We start from the raw sequence: 16,173 nt of genomic DNA on the forward strand, positions 1-16,173 counted from the left end.
GTCTCACTTTCTCGTCGGAAGGTCGGGGGTCGGGGGGCGCGCGCGTCACCGCAGGGCCCGCAGGGCGGTACGGATGCGTTTGAGCAGCACCTCGTCGGTGCCCGGATGCGCCGGCGGGGTCTCGCCGGCGACCTCCTTGGGCAGTTTGGCCCCCGGTTTCCGGCGGGCCAGCCGGGGCGGCCGGTAGACGGTCCCGTTGGCGCCGACCTCCTCGCCGGGAGCGGGAGCGCGAGCGGGTGTGGGAGCGGGGGCCGGGGAAGGTGCGGGGACGACCGGGACGGCCGGAGCGGCCTGGGCGGCCCCACCCGCCGGCGCGGCCTGGGCGGATCCGGCGGCCGGGGCGGCCTGGGCGGACCCGGCGGCCGGGGCGGCGTGGGCAGCCTGGGGGGACCCGGCGGCCGGGGCGGCCGGCGCGACCACCGGGCGCCGCGACGGAACCGCCGTGCCCCGGGCCCGCGGGAGCCGGACGAACTCGGGGCTTTCCGCGCGTACGGCCGAAAGCTCGAGAAGCCCCGCGGCCGCAAGCCGGCGCAGCTCCTGCACCGTCGCGTAGCCGGCCCGCCCGAGCAGCAGCGCGAGGTCGGCCGGGGTGCGCTGGCCGTCGGCGTGCACCAGCAGCTCCCACTGCGGCGCGGTCAGCGTGACCCGCTCCCGCGGCGGGCGGGTGACCGGCGTGACCGCGGCGGTGTCCACCCGCGCGTCCGGGAAGATCTCGTCGAGCAGCCGCACCCGGCGGCGCACCTCGCGCGCGACCGCGGCCGGGTCGACGTGCACGACCGGTCCCAGCCAGTGCGTCGCCCCGGCCAGGAAGTCGACCGGGGCGGAGGGCGGCGCGAGCGCGAAGTAGGCGGCGTCGTAGGTCGCGCCCAGCACGCACAGCTCCAGCTCGCCCTGGGTGAGGTGACCCTGCTCGACCAGCAGCCGGCCCACCTGGGCGGTCGAGGTGCCCTGGTCGAGCGCGCTCTGCCAGGTGCGCCCGGCCAGCCGCCCGGACGACGTGAGCAGCTCGCCGACGCCGGGGGCGGCCGGCGACTCGGCGTAGATGACCTGCCCCTCGAGGACGTAGACCGCGCCGCCGGGGTGGCCGCCGACCACCAGCGCGCCGGTCTGCCGCTCCCCGGCGACCTGCGCGAGCAGGCGCGCCGGCGTGGCGGTCTTCGAGGTGGACAACGCTTCTCCCCACAAGGACGTCAGACGACGACGAGGTCGTCGGCGAGCTTCTGCATGCGGCGGCGGGCCACCGCGAGGTTCCCCTGGACCCGGTCGAGCCAGACGTAGAGGACGAGCCGGCTGTCGAAGTCGGTCTGCACGAGACGCAGCAGGTGATAGCCCCCGGCGGTCGTGATGATCAGGTCTTCGAGCAGGTCGTGCGGCACGGCCGAGACGAACAGCGAGCGGCTGGTCGCGGCCTGGACCACGTCCGCCGTGCCGGCCGCGGCGGCCTCGTGGTCGGAGTTCGGTGCGGCTCCGGTCGTGGCGACCGGGAAGCCGGTGGTGTAGTCGACGATGCTGGCGCCGACCGCGCCAGGAATCGCCATGGCCTCCTGCAAACAGTGATCGACCCCGGGCACGCTTTCCCCTTGTTCGGCGGGACGGCTTCCCCGCGCCGTCACCGTGGGCCATCCTGCGGCGACGGTGCGGCCAGAAGTCGCACCCGCTGTGCGTCACGGTCGGGAGCCGCACGCCGTTGAGCGTGAACGGCCGGGACGCGGCCTCGGCGCATTGGTCACGCTGCGTCGATAAAGATCCGGACCGGGTACGCGATGAGGCACCACCACACCGAGCCAATGCCGGGCGCCGGGCACGAACCGCAGCGGCGCGCCCTCCGACCGCAGCAGCAGCCGGGTCGCGTCCCCGATCGCCGCGACCAGCCGCAGGGCGAGCTCGTTCGGCCCGATCAGCCCGTCCCGCACGAGCAGCCGGGCACCGCGGCCCTCGGCCCGGGCGGCGTTCCAGGCGGCGGGGCTGACCCGGCCCGAGGCCACCAGCCGCTCACCCAGCGTCGGTGTGGCGGGCGTCTCGGCGTACGCGATGCGCCCCGCGACGAGATAAAGGACACCCCCGGGCCGGCCACCCACCTCGACCGCCCCGGTCCGCCAGTCCTCGCCCAACTCGCTCAGCAGGCGCCGCAGGGCGCCGACGGCCGGTGCCGCAGATGTCACGACTCGCTCCCCGAACGGACGGCCGGGACGTCCGCAGTCCCGACACATCTCGCATCCTCATCGGCATCGAGAAGCGTCGTCGCACGCTACGTGCGCCGTTTCCGGCGCGGCACGAGAGGCCCTGGGGCGTAACATGATCGTCACTTTTCGATAAGGAGGGCGCCATATGCCGGTCAGCTGGGAACAGATCGTCGTGGACGCCGAGGACCCGCACCGGCTGGCCCGCTGGTGGGCCGAGGCCCTCAAGTACGAGATCGTGCACGAGGCGCCGGACGAGGTCGAGATCCGGCGCACGCCCGACGAGCTGCCCGGCCTGCTGTTCACCCCGGTGCCGGAAGCCAAGACCGTGAAGAACCGGCTGCACATCGACCTGCGCCCGGACGACCAGGAGGCCGAGGTCGAGCGGCTGGTCGACATGGGCGCCCGGCCGGTCGACATCGGTCAGGGCGACGTCAGCTGGGTCGTGCTCGCCGACCCCGAGGGCAACGAGTTCTGCGTGCTCTCCGCGCGGAAGCCCTGAACCCGCCTCAGTACCGGAAGCGGGCCATCAGGGTCTCGATCTCGCCGGCCGCCGAGCTCACCTGCTCGGCGGAGCCGCGGGTGGTGTTCGCGCCCTCGGCCGTGGCCTCCGTCGAACGGGTGATGTTCGAGACCGTGCCGCTGATCTCGCCGGCCGCCGCCGACACCGCGTGCACGTTGCGGGCCATCAGGTCGGTGGTCGCCGCCTGCTCCTCGACCGCCGCCGCGATGGTCTGCTGACCGTCGTCGATCTGCCGGATCACCCCGGTGATCGCCGCGATCGCGTCGGCGGTGCCCGAGGTCATCTCCTGGATCGCCGAGATCTTGGCGGTGATGTCGGCGGTCGCCTGGGCCGTCTCCTGCGCCAGGTCCTTGACCTCGGTCGCCACCACGGCGAAGCCCTTGCCCATCTCGCCGGCCCGGGCCGCCTCGATCGTCGCGTTCAGCGCCAGCAGGTTCGTCTGCTCGGCGATGTTGGTGATCAGCTGCACGATGTCGCCGACCTCCCGGCTCGCGTCGCTGAGCCGGGCCACCGCCGCCGCCGTGTCGGCCGCGTCGCGGGTCGCCTCGCCCGTGGTCACCGAGGCCGACGCGGTCTGCCGGGAGATCTCCCGGATCGAGCTGGACAGCTGCTCGGTCGCGGTCATCATGTCGGTCACCGCCTGCGACACCTGACGCGCCGACGTGTCCGCGCTGCGGGCCTCGGCCGACGTCCGCTCGGCCGACGAGTCCAGGTCGCCGGCGAGCGACCGGAGATCGCCGCTGGCCGCCGACAACGTGCCGACGCTGGCCGCGGTCGCCGCCACGGTCTCCTGCAGCGCGCCCATCGCGGTGTTCAGGGCCCCGGCCATCTCGCCCAGCTCGTCGCGGTGCAGGACCGGCACCCGTACGGTCAGGTCGCAGCCCGCCACCGCACGCAGGCCGAACAGCATCTCCCGCAGCGGCCGCCGGATCGCCCGCAGGGTCCGCCACCCGGCGAAGATCGTGATCAGCGCGCCCAGCAGGCCGGCCAGCGCGATGATCCAGTCACTCCGGCGGGCCGACGCGACGCCGTGGTCGCTGGCCGCCTCGACCGCCTCGAGCATGCCGTCGTCGAGCGCGCCGAGCTTCTCCTCCAGCTCCGCGTAGATCGCCAGGTAGCCCTCGAGCTCGCCGGCGGCCTTGGCGTGGTCGGTGGAAGCGGTGGCCACGACCGACCGGGCGGTGTCGGCGTACATCACCAGACGGGGCCTGACCTGCGCGTACTCGGCCTTGAGGGCATCCGGGGCCTGGGCCTGCGCGGCGTCGTACATCTCGACGATGGTCTTCGCGTGATCGTTCACGTCGGCCACGCCGTACGCCGTGCGCTGCGCGTCGGTGGTGGCATACATCGCCGACATCACGTCGGCCCGCAGGGCGTCGTGCATCATGTCGGCGTTCCACTGGGCGCTCATCCCGCTGCTCACCCGGGCGATGTCCCGGCTGGCGGCGGCCTGCACCGACGAACTGTAGATCGCGAAGGCGACGACCAGGGCGACGGACGCCAGCCCGGCCGCGCCCATGATCAACAGACGCGCCACGATCGTCAGGCCTCGCCCGCTCGGCGAATCGGACTCCACGGCAACTAGATCGGCACAGGGGACGAGACGCTTAGGCTGGGATCATGACGGCGCCCGACGCCCAGCGGTGGATCACCGAACCGGCCAAGGACAGCGGATACGGACGGACCCCGTACCAGCGCGACCGGGCACGGGTGCTGCACTCGGCCGGCTTCCGGCGCCTGGCGGCCAAGACCCAGGTGCACACCGCGGGCTCCGACGACTTCCTCCGTACGCGTCTGACGCACTCCCTCGAAGTGGCCCAGATCTCCCGGGAGATGGGCGCCCGGCTCGGCTGCGACCCGGACGTGGTCGACGTCGCCGGGCTCGCGCACGACCTGGGCCACCCGCCCTTCGGCCACAACGGCGAGCACGCCCTCGACCAGGTCGCCCAGCCCTGCGGCGGCTTCGAGGGCAATGCGCAGACGCTGCGGGTGCTCACCCGGCTCGAGGCCAAGGTACCCGGCGCCGGCCTCAACCTGACCCGGGCCTCGCTCGACGCGTGCAGCAAGTACCCGTGGCCGCGCCGTTCCGGCCGGCGGAAGTTCGGCGTCTACGACGACGACCGGCCGGTCTTCGACTGGATGCGTCCGGCCTCGCTCGGCGACCGTCGTTGCCTGGAGGCCCAGGTCATGGACTGGGCCGACGACGTCGCGTACTCCGTGCACGACGTCGAGGACGGCGTGCACGGGGGTTATCTCTCGCTGCAGCCCCTGCTCGACTCGGCCGGCGAGCGGGCCGAGCTCTGCGCGGACGTGGCCGCGACGTACTCGGACGAGCCGGTGCCGGCGCTGGCGGCGGCCCTCGACCAGCTGCTCGCCGACCCGGCCGTGGCCGCGGTCGCCGGCTACGACGGCACGTTCGGGGCGCAGGTCACCCTCAAGCGCATGACCAGCGTCCTGACCGGGCGGTTCGTCGCCTCGGCGGTGGGCGCGACGCAGAGCCGCTACGGCACCGATCCGGTACGCCGGTACGACGCCGACCTGATCGTGCCGAGAACCGTGCGTAACCAGTGCGCGCTGCTGAAGGGCATGGCGTTGCGGTACGTGATGCGGACCCGGGCGGCCGAGGAGTGGTACGAGCAGCAGCGGCAGATCCTGGTCGAGCTGGTGGAGGCCCTGATGCGTACGCCCGCCGGGTTGGATGTGGTCTTTCGCCCGCTGTACGACGCCGCGGAGAGTGACGCCGCGGCACTGCGGGTGGTGGTCGACCAGGTCGCGTCGCTCACCGACCACGCCGCCGTGGCATGGCACCGGACCCTGGTGGCGGCGCGCGCCTGACGGCCGGCATCGTGGCACCGGACCCTGGTGGCGGCGCGCGCCTGACGGCCGGCATCGTGGCACCGGACCCTGGTGGCGGCGCGCGGCCGGGGCGAGGCAGGATGTATGCCGTGGCGGGCAGGGTCAAGGACGAGGACATCGCGCTGGTCCGGGACCGGACGTCGATCGCCGACATCATCAGCGAGTCGGTGACGTTGCGGCCCGCGGGCGGCGGCAACCTGAAGGGTTTGTGCCCCTTCCACGACGAGAAGACGCCGTCCTTCACGGTGGCCCCTGCCCGAAATGTGTACTATTGCCACGGCTGCGGCCAGGGCGGGGACGCGATCAAGTTCCTGATGGACGCGGAGCACCTCTCGTTCATCGAGTCGATCGAGCGCCTCGCCTCGCGGGCCGGCATTCAGCTTCGCTACGAGACCGACAACTCGCCGAGCGCGCCCCGCCCGCAGACCGGGCAGCGGCAGCGGCTGCTCGCGGCGCACGTCTCCGCGCTCGAGTTCTACCGCGACCAGCTCGGCACCCCCGGCGCCCGCAAGGCCCGCGAGTTCCTCGCCCAGCGCGGCTTCGGCAAGGACGCGGCCGAGCGCTACGGCTGCGGCTTCGCCCCCGACTCGTGGGACGCGCTGGCCAAGCACCTGCGGCAGAAGGGCTTCACCGCCGAGGAGCTCAACGCGGCCGGCCTCACCAAGCCGGCCCGCTCCGGCTCGCTGATCGACCGGTTCCGGCGCCGGCTGCTCTGGCCGATCAAGGACCTGGGCGGCGATGTCATCGGCTTCGGGGCGCGCAAGCTCTTCGACGACGACGACGGCCCGAAATACCTGAACACGCCGGAGACCCCGCTCTACAAGAAGTCACACGTGCTCTACGGCATCGACCAGGCGAAACGCGAGATCGCCAAGCGCGGCCGGGCGGTGATCGTCGAGGGCTACACCGACGTCATGGCCTGTCACGAGGCGGGCGAGCCGACGGCGGTGGCGACCTGCGGCACGGCGTTCGGCATCGACCACATCGGCGTACTGCGGCGGCTCCTGATGGACAGCGACAGCTTCACCGGCGAGATCATCTACACGTTCGACGGTGACGCGGCCGGTCAGAAGGCGGCGCTGCGCGCCTTCGAGGAGGACCAGCGCTTCGTCGGCCGCACCTTCATCGCGGTGAGCCCGGACAACATGGACCCCTGCGAGCTGCGTCTGGCCAAGGGCGATCTGGCCGTACGCGACATGATCGCCGGCCGGGAGCCGCTGGTGGACTTCGCGCTGCGGCACACGATCTCGCGCTTCGATCTGGACACGGTCGAGGGGCGGGTCGAGGCCATGCGCAAGGCGGCGCCCCTGGTTGCCAAGATCAAGGACAGGGAGAAGCGGCCGGAGTACGCGCGAAAGCTCGCCGGCGACCTCGGGATGGATCTCGAGCCGGTGCAGCGGGCCGTCAACGCCGCCCTGCGCGGCGCCGATCAGGTCGACTCGCGGCCGGTCGCGCGCGCGGCCGAGGCGCCTCAGCGGGTGCGTGAGCGGGAGTCGCTGAAGCTCGCGCTGCAGGAGCCGGTGCTGGCCGGGCCCATGTTCGACGTGGTTGGCGAGGAGAACTACGCCGACGACGTGTACCGCGCGATCCGGCTCGCGATCTCGGCCGCCGGGGGCGCGTCGTCGGTGTCCACCGGCGGTGTGGTCTGGATCGAGAAGGTGCGCGACAGCTGCGACGACCTCGCCGGCAAGGGCCTTATCTCGGAGCTGGCGGTCGAGCCCCTGATCGTCGACGGCGTGGTCGACCCGCGCTACGTGCAGGTGCTCCTGGCCAGCCTCCAGCTCGGCTCGATCACCACCCGGATCCGTGATCTCAAGTCGAAGGTGCAGCGGCTCAACCCGGTGGCGCACAAGGATGACTACCTGGCGCTGGCCGGCGAGCTCTTCTCGCTCGAACAGCAGGCACGCGCGTTGCGCGATCAAGCGGCAGGTGGATTGTGAGTTTCCTTCGACGCAAGCCGAAGCTCCCGGCGGCGCTGCGCCCCGCGCTCGAGCCGGACGAACGGGTCCTGGCCTGGGCTCCGGTCGACGACAAGGCGCTGGTCGCCACCAACTTCGGCCTGTGGCTGCCGGACGGCAGGAGGCTCGGCTGGCACGAGATCCACAAGGCGGCGTGGTCCGGGCGGGAGCTGCGGATCACGCCGGCCGAGATGGCCGAGGAGCGCGACGGGTACGTCGTCCTGGTCGACGGCCCGGCGATCGGCTTCCTGCTGCTGGAGCCCGGTGATCTGCCCGACCAGGTGCGCACCCGGGTGACCCGGTCGGTGGCGTACACCTCGCACCACCCGCTGAACGCCGGCGGGGTGCGGGTGGTGGGCCGGCGGGTGCCGGGGCACAACGGGCTCTCGTGGGCGGTGCGCTACGACTCCGGCACGCCGGTGACCCTGCCCGCGGTGGTGGAGCTGACCGGTGAGCTGGTCTCGGCGGCGCAGGGGGCGGCCACCCCGCCGGACTGAAAGTCGGCGGAAATTGTCGTACCCCTTCTCTAGGGTCGGCACTGTGGATTCCCTCATTCATGCGCGCGGTCTGGTCAAAAAGTTCGGCGACTTCACGGCGGTCGACGGCATCGACGTCGACGTGCGTCGCGGGGAGGCGTTCGGCTTCCTCGGGCCCAACGGCGCCGGCAAGAGCTCGACCATGCGCATGATCGGGTGCGTCTCGCCACCGACCGGCGGGGTCCTCGAAATCCTCGGGCTCGACCCCCGGCGCGACGGCCCGCGCATCCGGGCCAAGCTCGGCGTCTGCCCACAGCTGGACAACCTCGACATGGAGCTCACCGTCCAGGAAAACCTCACGACGTACGCGCGGTTCTTCGGCATCCCTCGCAAGGTGGCCCGTGCCCGGGCCGCCGAGCTGCTGGAGTTCGTGCAGCTCGGTGAGCGGGCGACGAGTCAGGTCGAGCCGTTGTCGGGCGGCATGAAAAGGCGGCTCACGATCGCCCGGGCCCTGGTCAACGAGCCCGAGATCGTGCTGCTCGACGAGCCGACCACCGGTCTCGACCCGCAGGCCCGGCACCTGGTGTGGGAGCGGCTGTTCCGGCTCAAGCGGCAGGGCGTGACGCTGGTGCTGACCACCCACTACATGGACGAGGCCGAGCAGCTGTGCGACCGGCTCGTGGTGATGGACGGCGGTCGCATCGTGGCCGAGGGCTCGCCGCGCGGCCTGATCGAGCAGTATTCGACGCGCGAGGTGGTCGAGTTACGCTTCGCCGCCGAGTCGCAGGAGGCGTACGCGGAAAAGCTCGCCGGCCTGGGGGAGCGCACCGAGGTCCTGCCCGACCGCATCCTGCTCTATGTGGACGACGGCGACGAGGCCGCGGCCGAGGTGCAGCGGCGGTCGCTCAACCCGGCCAGCGTGCTCGTCCGGCGCAGCAGCCTGGAAGACGTGTTCCTGCACCTCACCGGCCGGACGCTGGTGGACTGATGACCCACGTCCTGGAGTACCACCTGGTCCACTACCGCCGCACGTGGCGGTCCAGTGCGCTGTCCATGCTGGTCATGCCGCTGCTGACGATGCTCGGCTTCGGGGTCGGCGTCGGGGCGTACGTGACCGGCGGCGTCGACGGCGTGCCCTACCTCGACTGGATCGTCCCGGGCCTGATCGCGTCGACCGCGGTGCAGGCCGCGCTGGGCGAGGCGACGTGGCCGGTGCTCAGCTACTTCAAGTGGCTCAAGGTCTACTTCGCGCAGGCCGCGGCGCCGCTGCGGGTGGCCGACATCCTCGGCGGCCACGTCCTGTTCATGCTGTTCCGCATCCTGCTCAGCACCGTCGTCTTCCTCGTCGTGGCCGTCCTCTTCGGCGTGGTCCACTCGTGGTGGGCGCTGCTGGTCGTGCCGATCTCGCTGCTGGTCGGCCTGGCCGTGGCCGCGCCGACGGTGGCCTACAGCGCGTCGATCACCATCGACAGCTTCCTGGCGATCCTCATGCGGTTCGCGGTGCTGCCGATGTCGCTGTTCTCGGGCGTCTTCTTCCCGATCGAGTCGCTGCCCACGCTGCTGCGCTGGGTGGCGTGGGCGCTGCCGCTGTGGCACGGCGTCGACCTCAGCCGCGACGCGATGCTCGGCCTGGCGCCCGGGCTGCCCGGCCTCGGGCACGTGCTCTACCTGCTGGCCTGGTGCGCGCTCGGCTCGTGGCTCGCGCACGACCGCTTCCGCCGGCAGTTGGTGATCTGAGATGCCGGTCTCCAGCCTGGTGCTGCCGCGGGTCGCCGCGGGGATGGGCCGGCGCGCGCTGTCGGTCACCGAGCGCAACGTCGCCTGCCTGCGCTCGGCCTATTGGGTGGTCATGCTGTCCGGCTTCCTCGAGCCGGTGCTCTACCTGTTCTCGATCGGCGTTGGCGTGGGCGGCCTGATCGGCGACCTGCCGTTGCCCGACGGCCGCCTGGTGAGCTACGCCGAGTTCGTGGCCCCGGCCATGCTGGCGTCGGCGGCGATGACCGGGGCGCTGTCGGAGACCACGTTCAACTTCTTCGGCAAGATGAAGTTCATGCGCCTCTACGACGGCATGCTGGCCACGCCGGTGCGCCCGATCGAGATCGCGCTGGGCGAGCTGGCGTGGGCGATGGTCCGCGGCGTGCTCTATTCGGCCGCGTTCCTGGTGCTGATGGTCGCGCTCGACCTGACGACCACCCCGCGCGCGCTGGCCATGCTCCCCGCCACGGTCCTGGTCGGCTTCGCCTTCGGCGCCCTGGGCATGGCCACGTCCACGGTCATCCGCAGCTGGCAGGATTTCGACCTGATCGCCTCCGCGCAGTTCGCCCTGTTCCTCTTCTCCGGCACGTTCGTCCCCGCCACCAGCTACCCCGCGTGGTTGCGCTGGCTGATCGAGGTGACGCCGTTGTACCGCTCGGTCGACCTGGTCCGCGCCCTGAGCCTGGGCCCGGTGGGGTGGTTGCAGGCGCTCGACATGGTCTACCTGGTGGCGTTGCTGGCGGCGGGGCTGACGGTGGCGGGCCGGCGAATGCAGAAGATGCTCTGCAAGTAGGCCGCCCGTCGTCGGCGGCGGCCGCCGGCTCGGCGGGCCCGGCGTGGTGGGGTCGGCTGCGGCCGTGCGGGGGCTGGGCTGGGCGGCCATGGCACGGCGCTGCGTGGCTGGGCTGGGCGGCCATGGCACGGGCGTTGCGTGGCTGGGCTGGGCGGCCATGGCACGGGCGCTGCGGGGCTGGGCTGGGCGGCCATGGCACGGGTGCTGCGTGGCTGGGCTGCGCGGCCATGGCAACGGGCGCTGCGTGGCCGGGCTGGCTGCCGCCTCTCGCTCGGTCGTCGTGGTTGCCGCCGTGAGGCGCTGCGTCGCTCGGCTCGGCGATGCTCTCCTGCCGCGGCCGGCGATCTGCGTCTTGGCGGGCTTCCTGCCGTGCTGGTCGGCGAATCTTGGCGAGATGGTGCGTTACGGGTGTGCGAAGTCTTCAAGGTCTCGGGGGCGGGACGGCCGCGGGGGTGGGCGACGAACCCGTCACCCACCCCCGCGCACGCCCACCGGGGCGCTAATCGACTGTCAGGCCCTTTTCGCTGCCCTTCTTGAGCTTGCGGTCGTCGCGCAGCTCCAGGAACGGCTCGTCGGTCGGGTCGTGGCCGGCGGCGATCGCGCGGCCTCGTTCCAGCTCGGCGTCCAGCTCGGCGCCCAGCAGGATGGCGATGTTCGAGATCCACATCCAGACCAGGAACGCGATCACGCCGCCCAGCGTGCCGTACGTCTTGTTGTAGTTGGCGAAGTTGGCCAGGTAGATCGCGAACGCCGCCGAGGCCGCCAGCCACAGCACCACGGCGAAGATGCCGCCGGGGCTGACCCAGCGGAAGCCGCCGGTCTTGGCGTTCGGGGACGCCCAGTAGAGGATCGCGAACATCAAGCTGACCAGGATCACCAGCACCGGCCACTTGGCGATGCTCCAGACGGTGACCGCGACGCCGCCGAAGCCGAGCTTCTCGCCGACCACCCTGGCCACGTCGCCGGTGAAAACCACGATGAAGGCCGAGATGATCAGCATGAGGCCGACGACCGCGGTGACGCCGACCCGGATCGGCAGCGTCTTCCAGATCGGCCGGCCCTCGGGCACGTCGTAGACCGCGTTCGACGCGCGCATGAAGGCGGCGATGTAGCCGGACGCCGACCAGAAGGCCAGCACGATACCGATGATCGCCGAGAGGCTGGCCTTGCCCGAGCCGTTGACCTGGCCCAGCACCGTGTTGGCCAGGTCCTGGATCTGCTTGTTGGTGGTCACCTCGCTGATCGTGTTCTGCACGGTCTCCCGGCCGTTGGAGCTCAGGAAGCCCAGGATCGACACCAGCACCAGGGCGCCCGGGAAGATCGAGAGCACGCCGTAGTAGGTCAGCGCCGCCGCCCAGTCCGAGATGTTGTCCTCGGAGAACTGCTTGAACGTGCGCTTGACCGCGGCGAACATCCCCTTGCCGCGCAGCTCGGTGGGGCTGTCCGGGCCGGCGTCCGGCGGCACCGTGTCGCCGAGCTCGTCGGCGTCGGAACCGGTCTTCGTGGTGGCGACGTCGTAGTCCTCGGCGCCGCGCGCATGCGCCTCCTTGGCGTCGGCGTCGCGCGGCGCGGCCTTCGTGGTGGCGGACGCGTCCGCGTCGCCGTTGCCGTTGCCGTGGCGGAGCTTCATCGCGAGGTTCCCTCCGAGCGGGGTGTGCGTTCGTGCGGCCGCCACGCAGGTCCTCCCCGCCACCGGCGCATACGGCCTGTAATCGCATTGCCCACCGGGGGTCGGTCCCTAACTTCTTGCTTGCCTACTTGCAAGCTTCTATGGGCCCTGTTCCGGCACTTCGGCCGGTGGAGGGGTCCTACTTTCGACCAGGGATACAAAAGTTCGTAATGATCTTCGAGAAGGTATGGACTGCGGAGGCGGAAGCAGCCTACTGTGACGGGCACAACACGGCGGTGTAAACGGAGGTGTCCGTGTTCTATGCCGACGCTCCGCATCTGCGGATTCTGCGGCTGCTTCGGGACGAGGGGCCGGTGTCCCGGGCCGAGCTCGGCGACCGGCTCGAGCTGACCCGGCCACGACTGCTCGCCGAGGTGGAGCGCCTGGTGGGGGCCGGGCAGATCGCCGAGGCGGGCATGGCGGCCTCGCGTGGCGGCCGGCGGTCGACGCTCGTGGAGATTCACCCGCGGCTGCGCTTCGCGGCCGTCGATCTGGGGGCAAGTTCGATCGACATCGAGGTGACCAACGGGCGGCTCGAGCCGGTCGCCGCCTATCGGGAGGCGGCCGACATCAGGTCCGGGCCCAAGGCGATCCTCCAGCGGGTCAACGAGCTGCTGGCCAAGGCGCGCACCGACGGGGCATACGAGCGGCTCGACGCCGTCGGGATCGGCGTGCCGGGGCCGGTCAGCTTCCGCGACGGGGTGCCGGTGTCGCCGCCGATCATGCCGGGGTGGGACCGCTATCCGGTGCGCGAGGTGCTCGCCCGGGAGCACGGGTGCCCGGCCGTGGTCGACAACGACGTCAACATCATGGCGATCGGCGAGCGGCACGGCGGGGTCGCGCACAGCGTCGACGACTTCCTGTTCGTGAAGATCGGCACCGGCATCGGGTGCGGCATACACCTGGCCGGCGCGGTCTACCGCGGCGTCGACGGGTGTGCCGGCGACATCGGGCACATCCAGGTCGACGCGAGCGGGCCGGTCTGCTCCTGCGGCAACGCCGGCTGCCTGGAGGCGCTGTTCAGCGGCGCCGCGCTGGCCCGGGACGCGCTGGCCGCGGCGCGGGCGGGGGAGTCGCCGGCTCTGGCCGAGCGGCTGGCGGCCGGCGGCGGCGAGGAGCTCAGCGCCAAGGACGTCGCCGACGGTGCGGCCGAGGGCGACGTCACCTGCATCCGGCTGATCCGGGAGGGCGGCCGGCGGGTGGGCGGGGTGCTCGCCACGCTCGTCTCGTTCGCCAACCCGTCGATGATCGTGATCGGGGGTGGGTTGGCCCAGCTCGGGCACGTGCTACTAGCCGAGATCAGGAGCGTCGTGTACCGGCGGTCGCTGCCGCTGGCCACCGGGAACCTGCCGGTGGTGCTCTCCGAGCTCGGCGGCCGCGCGGGCGTGACCGGGGCGGCCGTGCTTGCCAGCGACATGGCCTTCGAGCAGGCGTCATGAGCGACGTGGTCCTGAAGCTGACGGATGTCGTGAAGACGTTCCCCGGCGTGCGGGCGCTCGACGGCGTGCAGCTCGAGGTCGAAGCCGGTGAGGTCCACTGCCTGCTCGGGCAGAACGGCGCCGGCAAGTCCACGCTGATCAAGGTGCTCGCCGGCGTGCACCACGCGGACGGCGGGGAGATCAGCTGGCTGGGCGAGCCGTTCGCGCCGGCCACGCCGCAGGCCGCGATGCGGGCCGGCATCGCCACCATCTATCAGGAGCTCGACCTGGTCGACGACCTGTCGGTGGCGGAGAACGCGTTCCTCGGCCACGAGCACGCGCGCTTCGGCTTCACCCGGCGGCGCTCGACGGCCGGGCGCACCAAGGAGATCCTCGCCCGGCTCGGGCACGCCGAGATCCCGGCCACCCAGCTGGTCCGGAAGCTGCCGGCGGCCGGCAAACAGATCGTCAGCATGGCCCGGGCGCTCTCGCACGACGCCAAGCTGATCGTCATGGACGAGCCCAGCGCCGTGCTCGCTCATGACGAGGTCGCCAACCTGTTCCGCATCATCCGGGAGCTGACGGCCGAGGGGATCGCGGTCATCTACATCTCGCACCGGCTCGCCGAGATCCGCGAGATCGGCGACCGGGTGACGGTGCTGAAGGACGGGCGCACGACCGCCGCCAACCTGCCGGCCCGGACCACCCCGACGCGGGAGCTGGTCGGCAAGATGACCGGCCGCAGCATCGAGTACGTCTTCCCCCCGCGGCCGGCGACCGGGGAACGGAACGAGCCGCTGTTGGTCGTGAGTGGGCTGACCAGGCACGGCGAGTTCGCCGACGCGAACCTCACGGTCGCGCCCGGCGAGATCGTGGGAATCGCCGGCCTGGTCGGCTCGGGCCGCTCCGAGCTGCTCGAGACGATCTTCGGAGCACGCCGGCCCGACGCCGGCACGGTCGTCCTGGACGGCCGCCGGGTGAGCGGGGTCGGCAAGGCCGTCAAGAGCGGCATGGGAATGGCCCCCGAGGAGCGCAAGAGCCAGGCGCTGCTGCTCGACGAGCCGGTCTACAAGAACATGACCCTCGCGTCGTTCGCCGGCTTCGCGCACGGCGGCTTCACCGACGCCCGGGACGAGCGCGCGGCCGCCCTCAAGACGGCCGACCAGCTCGAGCTGCGCCCGCGCGACGTGGACCGCGCGGCCCGCACGCTCTCCGGTGGCAACCAGCAGAAGGTGGTCGTGGGCCGCTGGCTGCTGGGCGACACCCGCCTGCTGCTGCTCGACGAGCCGACCCGCGGCGTCGATGTGGGCGCCCGCGCCGAGCTCTACCAGGTGATCCGGGGGCTGGCCGAGAACGGGGTGGGCGTGCTGCTGGTCTCCAGCGAGGTGCCCGAGGTGCTCGGCCTGGCCGATCGGGTGCTCGTGATGCGCGAGGGCCGGCTCATCCACGAGGCGCCGGCCGGGGAACTGGACGAAGACACCGTGCTCGACCTCGTGATGGCGGGGTCGCTTCTGGAGGGAGAGCCCGCATGATCGCCGAAACGGTGCCCGCCTCCAGGCGGAAGTGGCGGCTGGACGAGAACGCGGTGCGCAACCTGGGCCTGGTCGGTGTGCTCGTGGCGCTGGTGATCATCGGGATCATCACCCGGCCCGAGCTCTACTCCGACCCGACCTGGGTGCGCAACAACATCCTCACGATCCTGCAGCAGGCGTCGGCGATCGGCGTGGTCACGGTCGGGATGACGTTCGTGATCATCGGGGGCGGCATCGACCTGTCGGTCGGGGCGATCATCGCGCTGGCCGGCGTCTGGTGCACGACGCTGGCGACCCAGAGCTACGGGGCGATGGGCATGATCTTCACGGCCCTGGTGGTCGGGGTCGCGGTCGGTCTGATCAACGGGGTGCTGATCTCGTACGGCCGATTGGTTCCCTTCATCGCGACGCTCGCGATGCTGGTGTCGGCTCGTGGCCTGGCGGCGCAGATCTCCGGGAAACAGACCCAGGTCTCGGCCAACGACGTGATCAACAGCATCGCGACCACGAAGCTGCTCGGCATCCCGCTGCTGGTCTGGATCCTCGCCGTGGTCGTCGCCGCCGGTTGGGTGCTGCTCAACCGCACGACGTTCGGCCGGCGCACGGTAGCGGTCGGCGGCAACCCGGAGGCGGCCCGGCTCGCCGGCATCAACGTCAAGCGGCATACCGTGCTGCTCTACGCGCTCTCCGGCCTGTGCTGCGGCATCGCCGCGATCATGCTGACGTCCCAGGCGACCAGTGCCCAGGCCGCCATGGCGAACCTCTACGAACTGGACGCGATCGCCGCGGCGATCATCGGCGGCACGCTGCTCAGCGGCGGCCGCGGCACCATCATCGGCGCCCTCTTCGGGGTGCTGGTCTTCTCCACGATCACCAACCTCTTCGCGATCAACAACCTCTCCACCGAGGTTCAGAACATGGTCAAGGGCGGCATCATCGTCGTCGCCGTCTTGATCCAGCAGTTCCGGTACCGCTCGCTCACCCAGCTCCTCAAGCGCTAGTCCTTCGCCCGG

General features: G+C 71.7%; 15 protein-coding genes. 10 read left to right on the forward strand and 5 right to left on the reverse strand.

Annotated elements, in window-relative coordinates; all coding sequences use genetic code 11:
• Nucleotides 1-45: 45 nt before the first annotated feature.
• The 3 genes from ACQP2F_RS07915 to ACQP2F_RS07925 form a co-directional block, all read right to left on the reverse strand.
• Entirely contained in the window at nt 46-1,170 is a 1,125-nt protein-coding gene (locus ACQP2F_RS07915) for a DUF4388 domain-containing protein (protein WP_433302046.1), read from the reverse strand.
• Between the two features lie 20 nt (nt 1,171-1,190).
• A complete protein-coding gene (locus tag ACQP2F_RS07920; RefSeq protein ID WP_433302048.1) occupies nt 1,191-1,538 on the reverse strand; it encodes a hypothetical protein in 348 nt (115 codons plus the stop codon).
• Nucleotides 1,539-1,664: 126 nt separating this feature from the next.
• Complete coding sequence (locus ACQP2F_RS07925; RefSeq protein WP_433302050.1) at nt 1,665-2,162, reverse strand: hypothetical protein; 498 nt, start codon at nt 2,160-2,162, stop codon at nt 1,665-1,667.
• Between the two features lie 166 nt (nt 2,163-2,328).
• Here ACQP2F_RS07925 and ACQP2F_RS07930 point away from each other — a divergent pair, with 166 nt between their 5' ends.
• Entirely contained in the window at nt 2,329-2,682 is a 354-nt protein-coding gene (locus tag ACQP2F_RS07930; protein ID WP_433302051.1) for a VOC family protein, read from the forward strand.
• Between the two features lie 7 nt (nt 2,683-2,689).
• On the opposite strand, the gene ACQP2F_RS07935 is transcribed toward ACQP2F_RS07930, so the two are convergent.
• Nucleotides 2,690-4,240 carry a methyl-accepting chemotaxis protein gene (locus ACQP2F_RS07935; RefSeq protein WP_433302053.1) on the reverse strand — a complete coding sequence of 517 codons (1,551 nt, stop codon included), beginning with the start codon at nt 4,238-4,240 and terminating at the stop codon, nt 2,690-2,692.
• An 83-nt stretch (nt 4,241-4,323) separates the two neighbouring features.
• On the opposite strand from ACQP2F_RS07935, the gene ACQP2F_RS07940 reads away from it, so the two are divergent.
• The 6 genes from ACQP2F_RS07940 (at nt 4,324) to ACQP2F_RS07965 (ending at nt 10,541) form a co-directional block, all read left to right on the forward strand.
• Complete coding sequence (locus tag ACQP2F_RS07940) at nt 4,324-5,538, forward strand: deoxyguanosinetriphosphate triphosphohydrolase (protein WP_433302054.1); 1,215 nt, start codon at nt 4,324-4,326, stop codon at nt 5,536-5,538.
• A 101-nt stretch (nt 5,539-5,639) separates the two neighbouring features.
• Nucleotides 5,640-7,499, forward strand: coding sequence for a DNA primase (gene dnaG, locus ACQP2F_RS07945; RefSeq protein WP_433302055.1), 1,860 nt, complete (start codon nt 5,640-5,642; stop codon nt 7,497-7,499).
• A complete protein-coding gene (locus ACQP2F_RS07950; RefSeq protein ID WP_433302057.1) occupies nt 7,496-8,014 on the forward strand; it encodes a hypothetical protein in 519 nt (172 codons plus the stop codon). Before dnaG ends, ACQP2F_RS07950 begins: the two co-directional genes overlap by 4 nt.
• 43 nt (nt 8,015-8,057) lie before the next feature.
• On the forward strand, nt 8,058-8,981 hold the full coding sequence (locus tag ACQP2F_RS07955; RefSeq protein ID WP_433302059.1) for an ABC transporter ATP-binding protein: 924 nt from the start codon (nt 8,058-8,060) through the stop codon (nt 8,979-8,981).
• The gene (locus ACQP2F_RS07960; RefSeq protein WP_433302061.1) at nt 8,981-9,730 is read left to right on the forward strand and encodes an ABC transporter permease; all 750 of its coding nucleotides are present in this window, start codon (nt 8,981-8,983) and stop codon (nt 9,728-9,730) included. Before ACQP2F_RS07955 ends, ACQP2F_RS07960 begins: the two co-directional genes overlap by 1 nt.
• A gap of 1 nt (nt 9,731) precedes the next feature.
• Nucleotides 9,732-10,541, forward strand: a complete 810-nt coding sequence (locus ACQP2F_RS07965; RefSeq protein ID WP_433302062.1) for an ABC transporter permease — start codon at nt 9,732-9,734, stop codon at nt 10,539-10,541.
• A 499-nt stretch (nt 10,542-11,040) separates the two neighbouring features.
• On the opposite strand, the gene ACQP2F_RS07970 is transcribed toward ACQP2F_RS07965, so the two are convergent.
• Nucleotides 11,041-12,171: a YihY/virulence factor BrkB family protein gene (locus ACQP2F_RS07970; protein WP_433302063.1), complete on the reverse strand. Its 1,131-nt coding sequence runs from the start codon at nt 12,169-12,171 to the stop codon at nt 11,041-11,043.
• A gap of 293 nt (nt 12,172-12,464) precedes the next feature.
• Between ACQP2F_RS07970 and ACQP2F_RS07975 the strand changes: the two genes are divergently transcribed.
• The 3 genes from ACQP2F_RS07975 to ACQP2F_RS07985 are packed head-to-tail and all read left to right on the forward strand — an operon-like array spanning nt 12,465 to nt 16,161.
• Nucleotides 12,465-13,649: an ROK family protein gene (locus ACQP2F_RS07975; RefSeq protein WP_433302065.1), complete on the forward strand. Its 1,185-nt coding sequence runs from the start codon at nt 12,465-12,467 to the stop codon at nt 13,647-13,649.
• Nucleotides 13,646-15,160, forward strand: a complete 1,515-nt coding sequence (locus ACQP2F_RS07980) for a sugar ABC transporter ATP-binding protein (protein ID WP_433302067.1) — start codon at nt 13,646-13,648, stop codon at nt 15,158-15,160. The genes ACQP2F_RS07975 and ACQP2F_RS07980 overlap by 4 nt, the downstream gene beginning before the upstream one ends.
• Complete coding sequence (locus tag ACQP2F_RS07985) at nt 15,157-16,161, forward strand: ABC transporter permease (RefSeq protein WP_433302069.1); 1,005 nt, start codon at nt 15,157-15,159, stop codon at nt 16,159-16,161. The genes ACQP2F_RS07980 and ACQP2F_RS07985 overlap by 4 nt, the downstream gene beginning before the upstream one ends.
• Nucleotides 16,162-16,173 lie beyond the last annotated feature (12 nt).

This window comes from Actinoplanes sp. CA-030573, assembly GCF_050951115.1.
Lineage (GTDB): Bacteria > Actinomycetota > Actinomycetes > Mycobacteriales > Micromonosporaceae > Actinoplanes.

Bases quoted from the DNA above. Each gene is read 5' to 3' on its own strand.
- ACQP2F_RS07920 (WP_433302048.1), bottom strand. From the start codon at position 1,538: ATGGCGATTCCTGGCGCGGTCGGCGCCAGCATCGTCGACTACACCACC.
- ACQP2F_RS07930 (WP_433302051.1), top strand. From the start codon at position 2,329: ATGCCGGTCAGCTGGGAACAGATCGTCGTGGACGCCGAGGACCCGCAC.
- ACQP2F_RS07940 (WP_433302054.1), top strand. From the start codon at position 4,324: ATGACGGCGCCCGACGCCCAGCGGTGGATCACCGAACCGGCCAAGGAC.
- dnaG (WP_433302055.1), top strand. From the start codon at position 5,640: ATGTATGCCGTGGCGGGCAGGGTCAAGGACGAGGACATCGCGCTGGTC.
- ACQP2F_RS07960 (WP_433302061.1), top strand. From the start codon at position 8,981: ATGACCCACGTCCTGGAGTACCACCTGGTCCACTACCGCCGCACGTGG.
- ACQP2F_RS07965 (WP_433302062.1), top strand. From the start codon at position 9,732: ATGCCGGTCTCCAGCCTGGTGCTGCCGCGGGTCGCCGCGGGGATGGGC.
- ACQP2F_RS07970 (WP_433302063.1), bottom strand. From the start codon at position 12,171: ATGAAGCTCCGCCACGGCAACGGCAACGGCGACGCGGACGCGTCCGCC.
- ACQP2F_RS07980 (WP_433302067.1), top strand. From the start codon at position 13,646: ATGAGCGACGTGGTCCTGAAGCTGACGGATGTCGTGAAGACGTTCCCC.
- ACQP2F_RS07985 (WP_433302069.1), top strand. From the start codon at position 15,157: ATGATCGCCGAAACGGTGCCCGCCTCCAGGCGGAAGTGGCGGCTGGAC.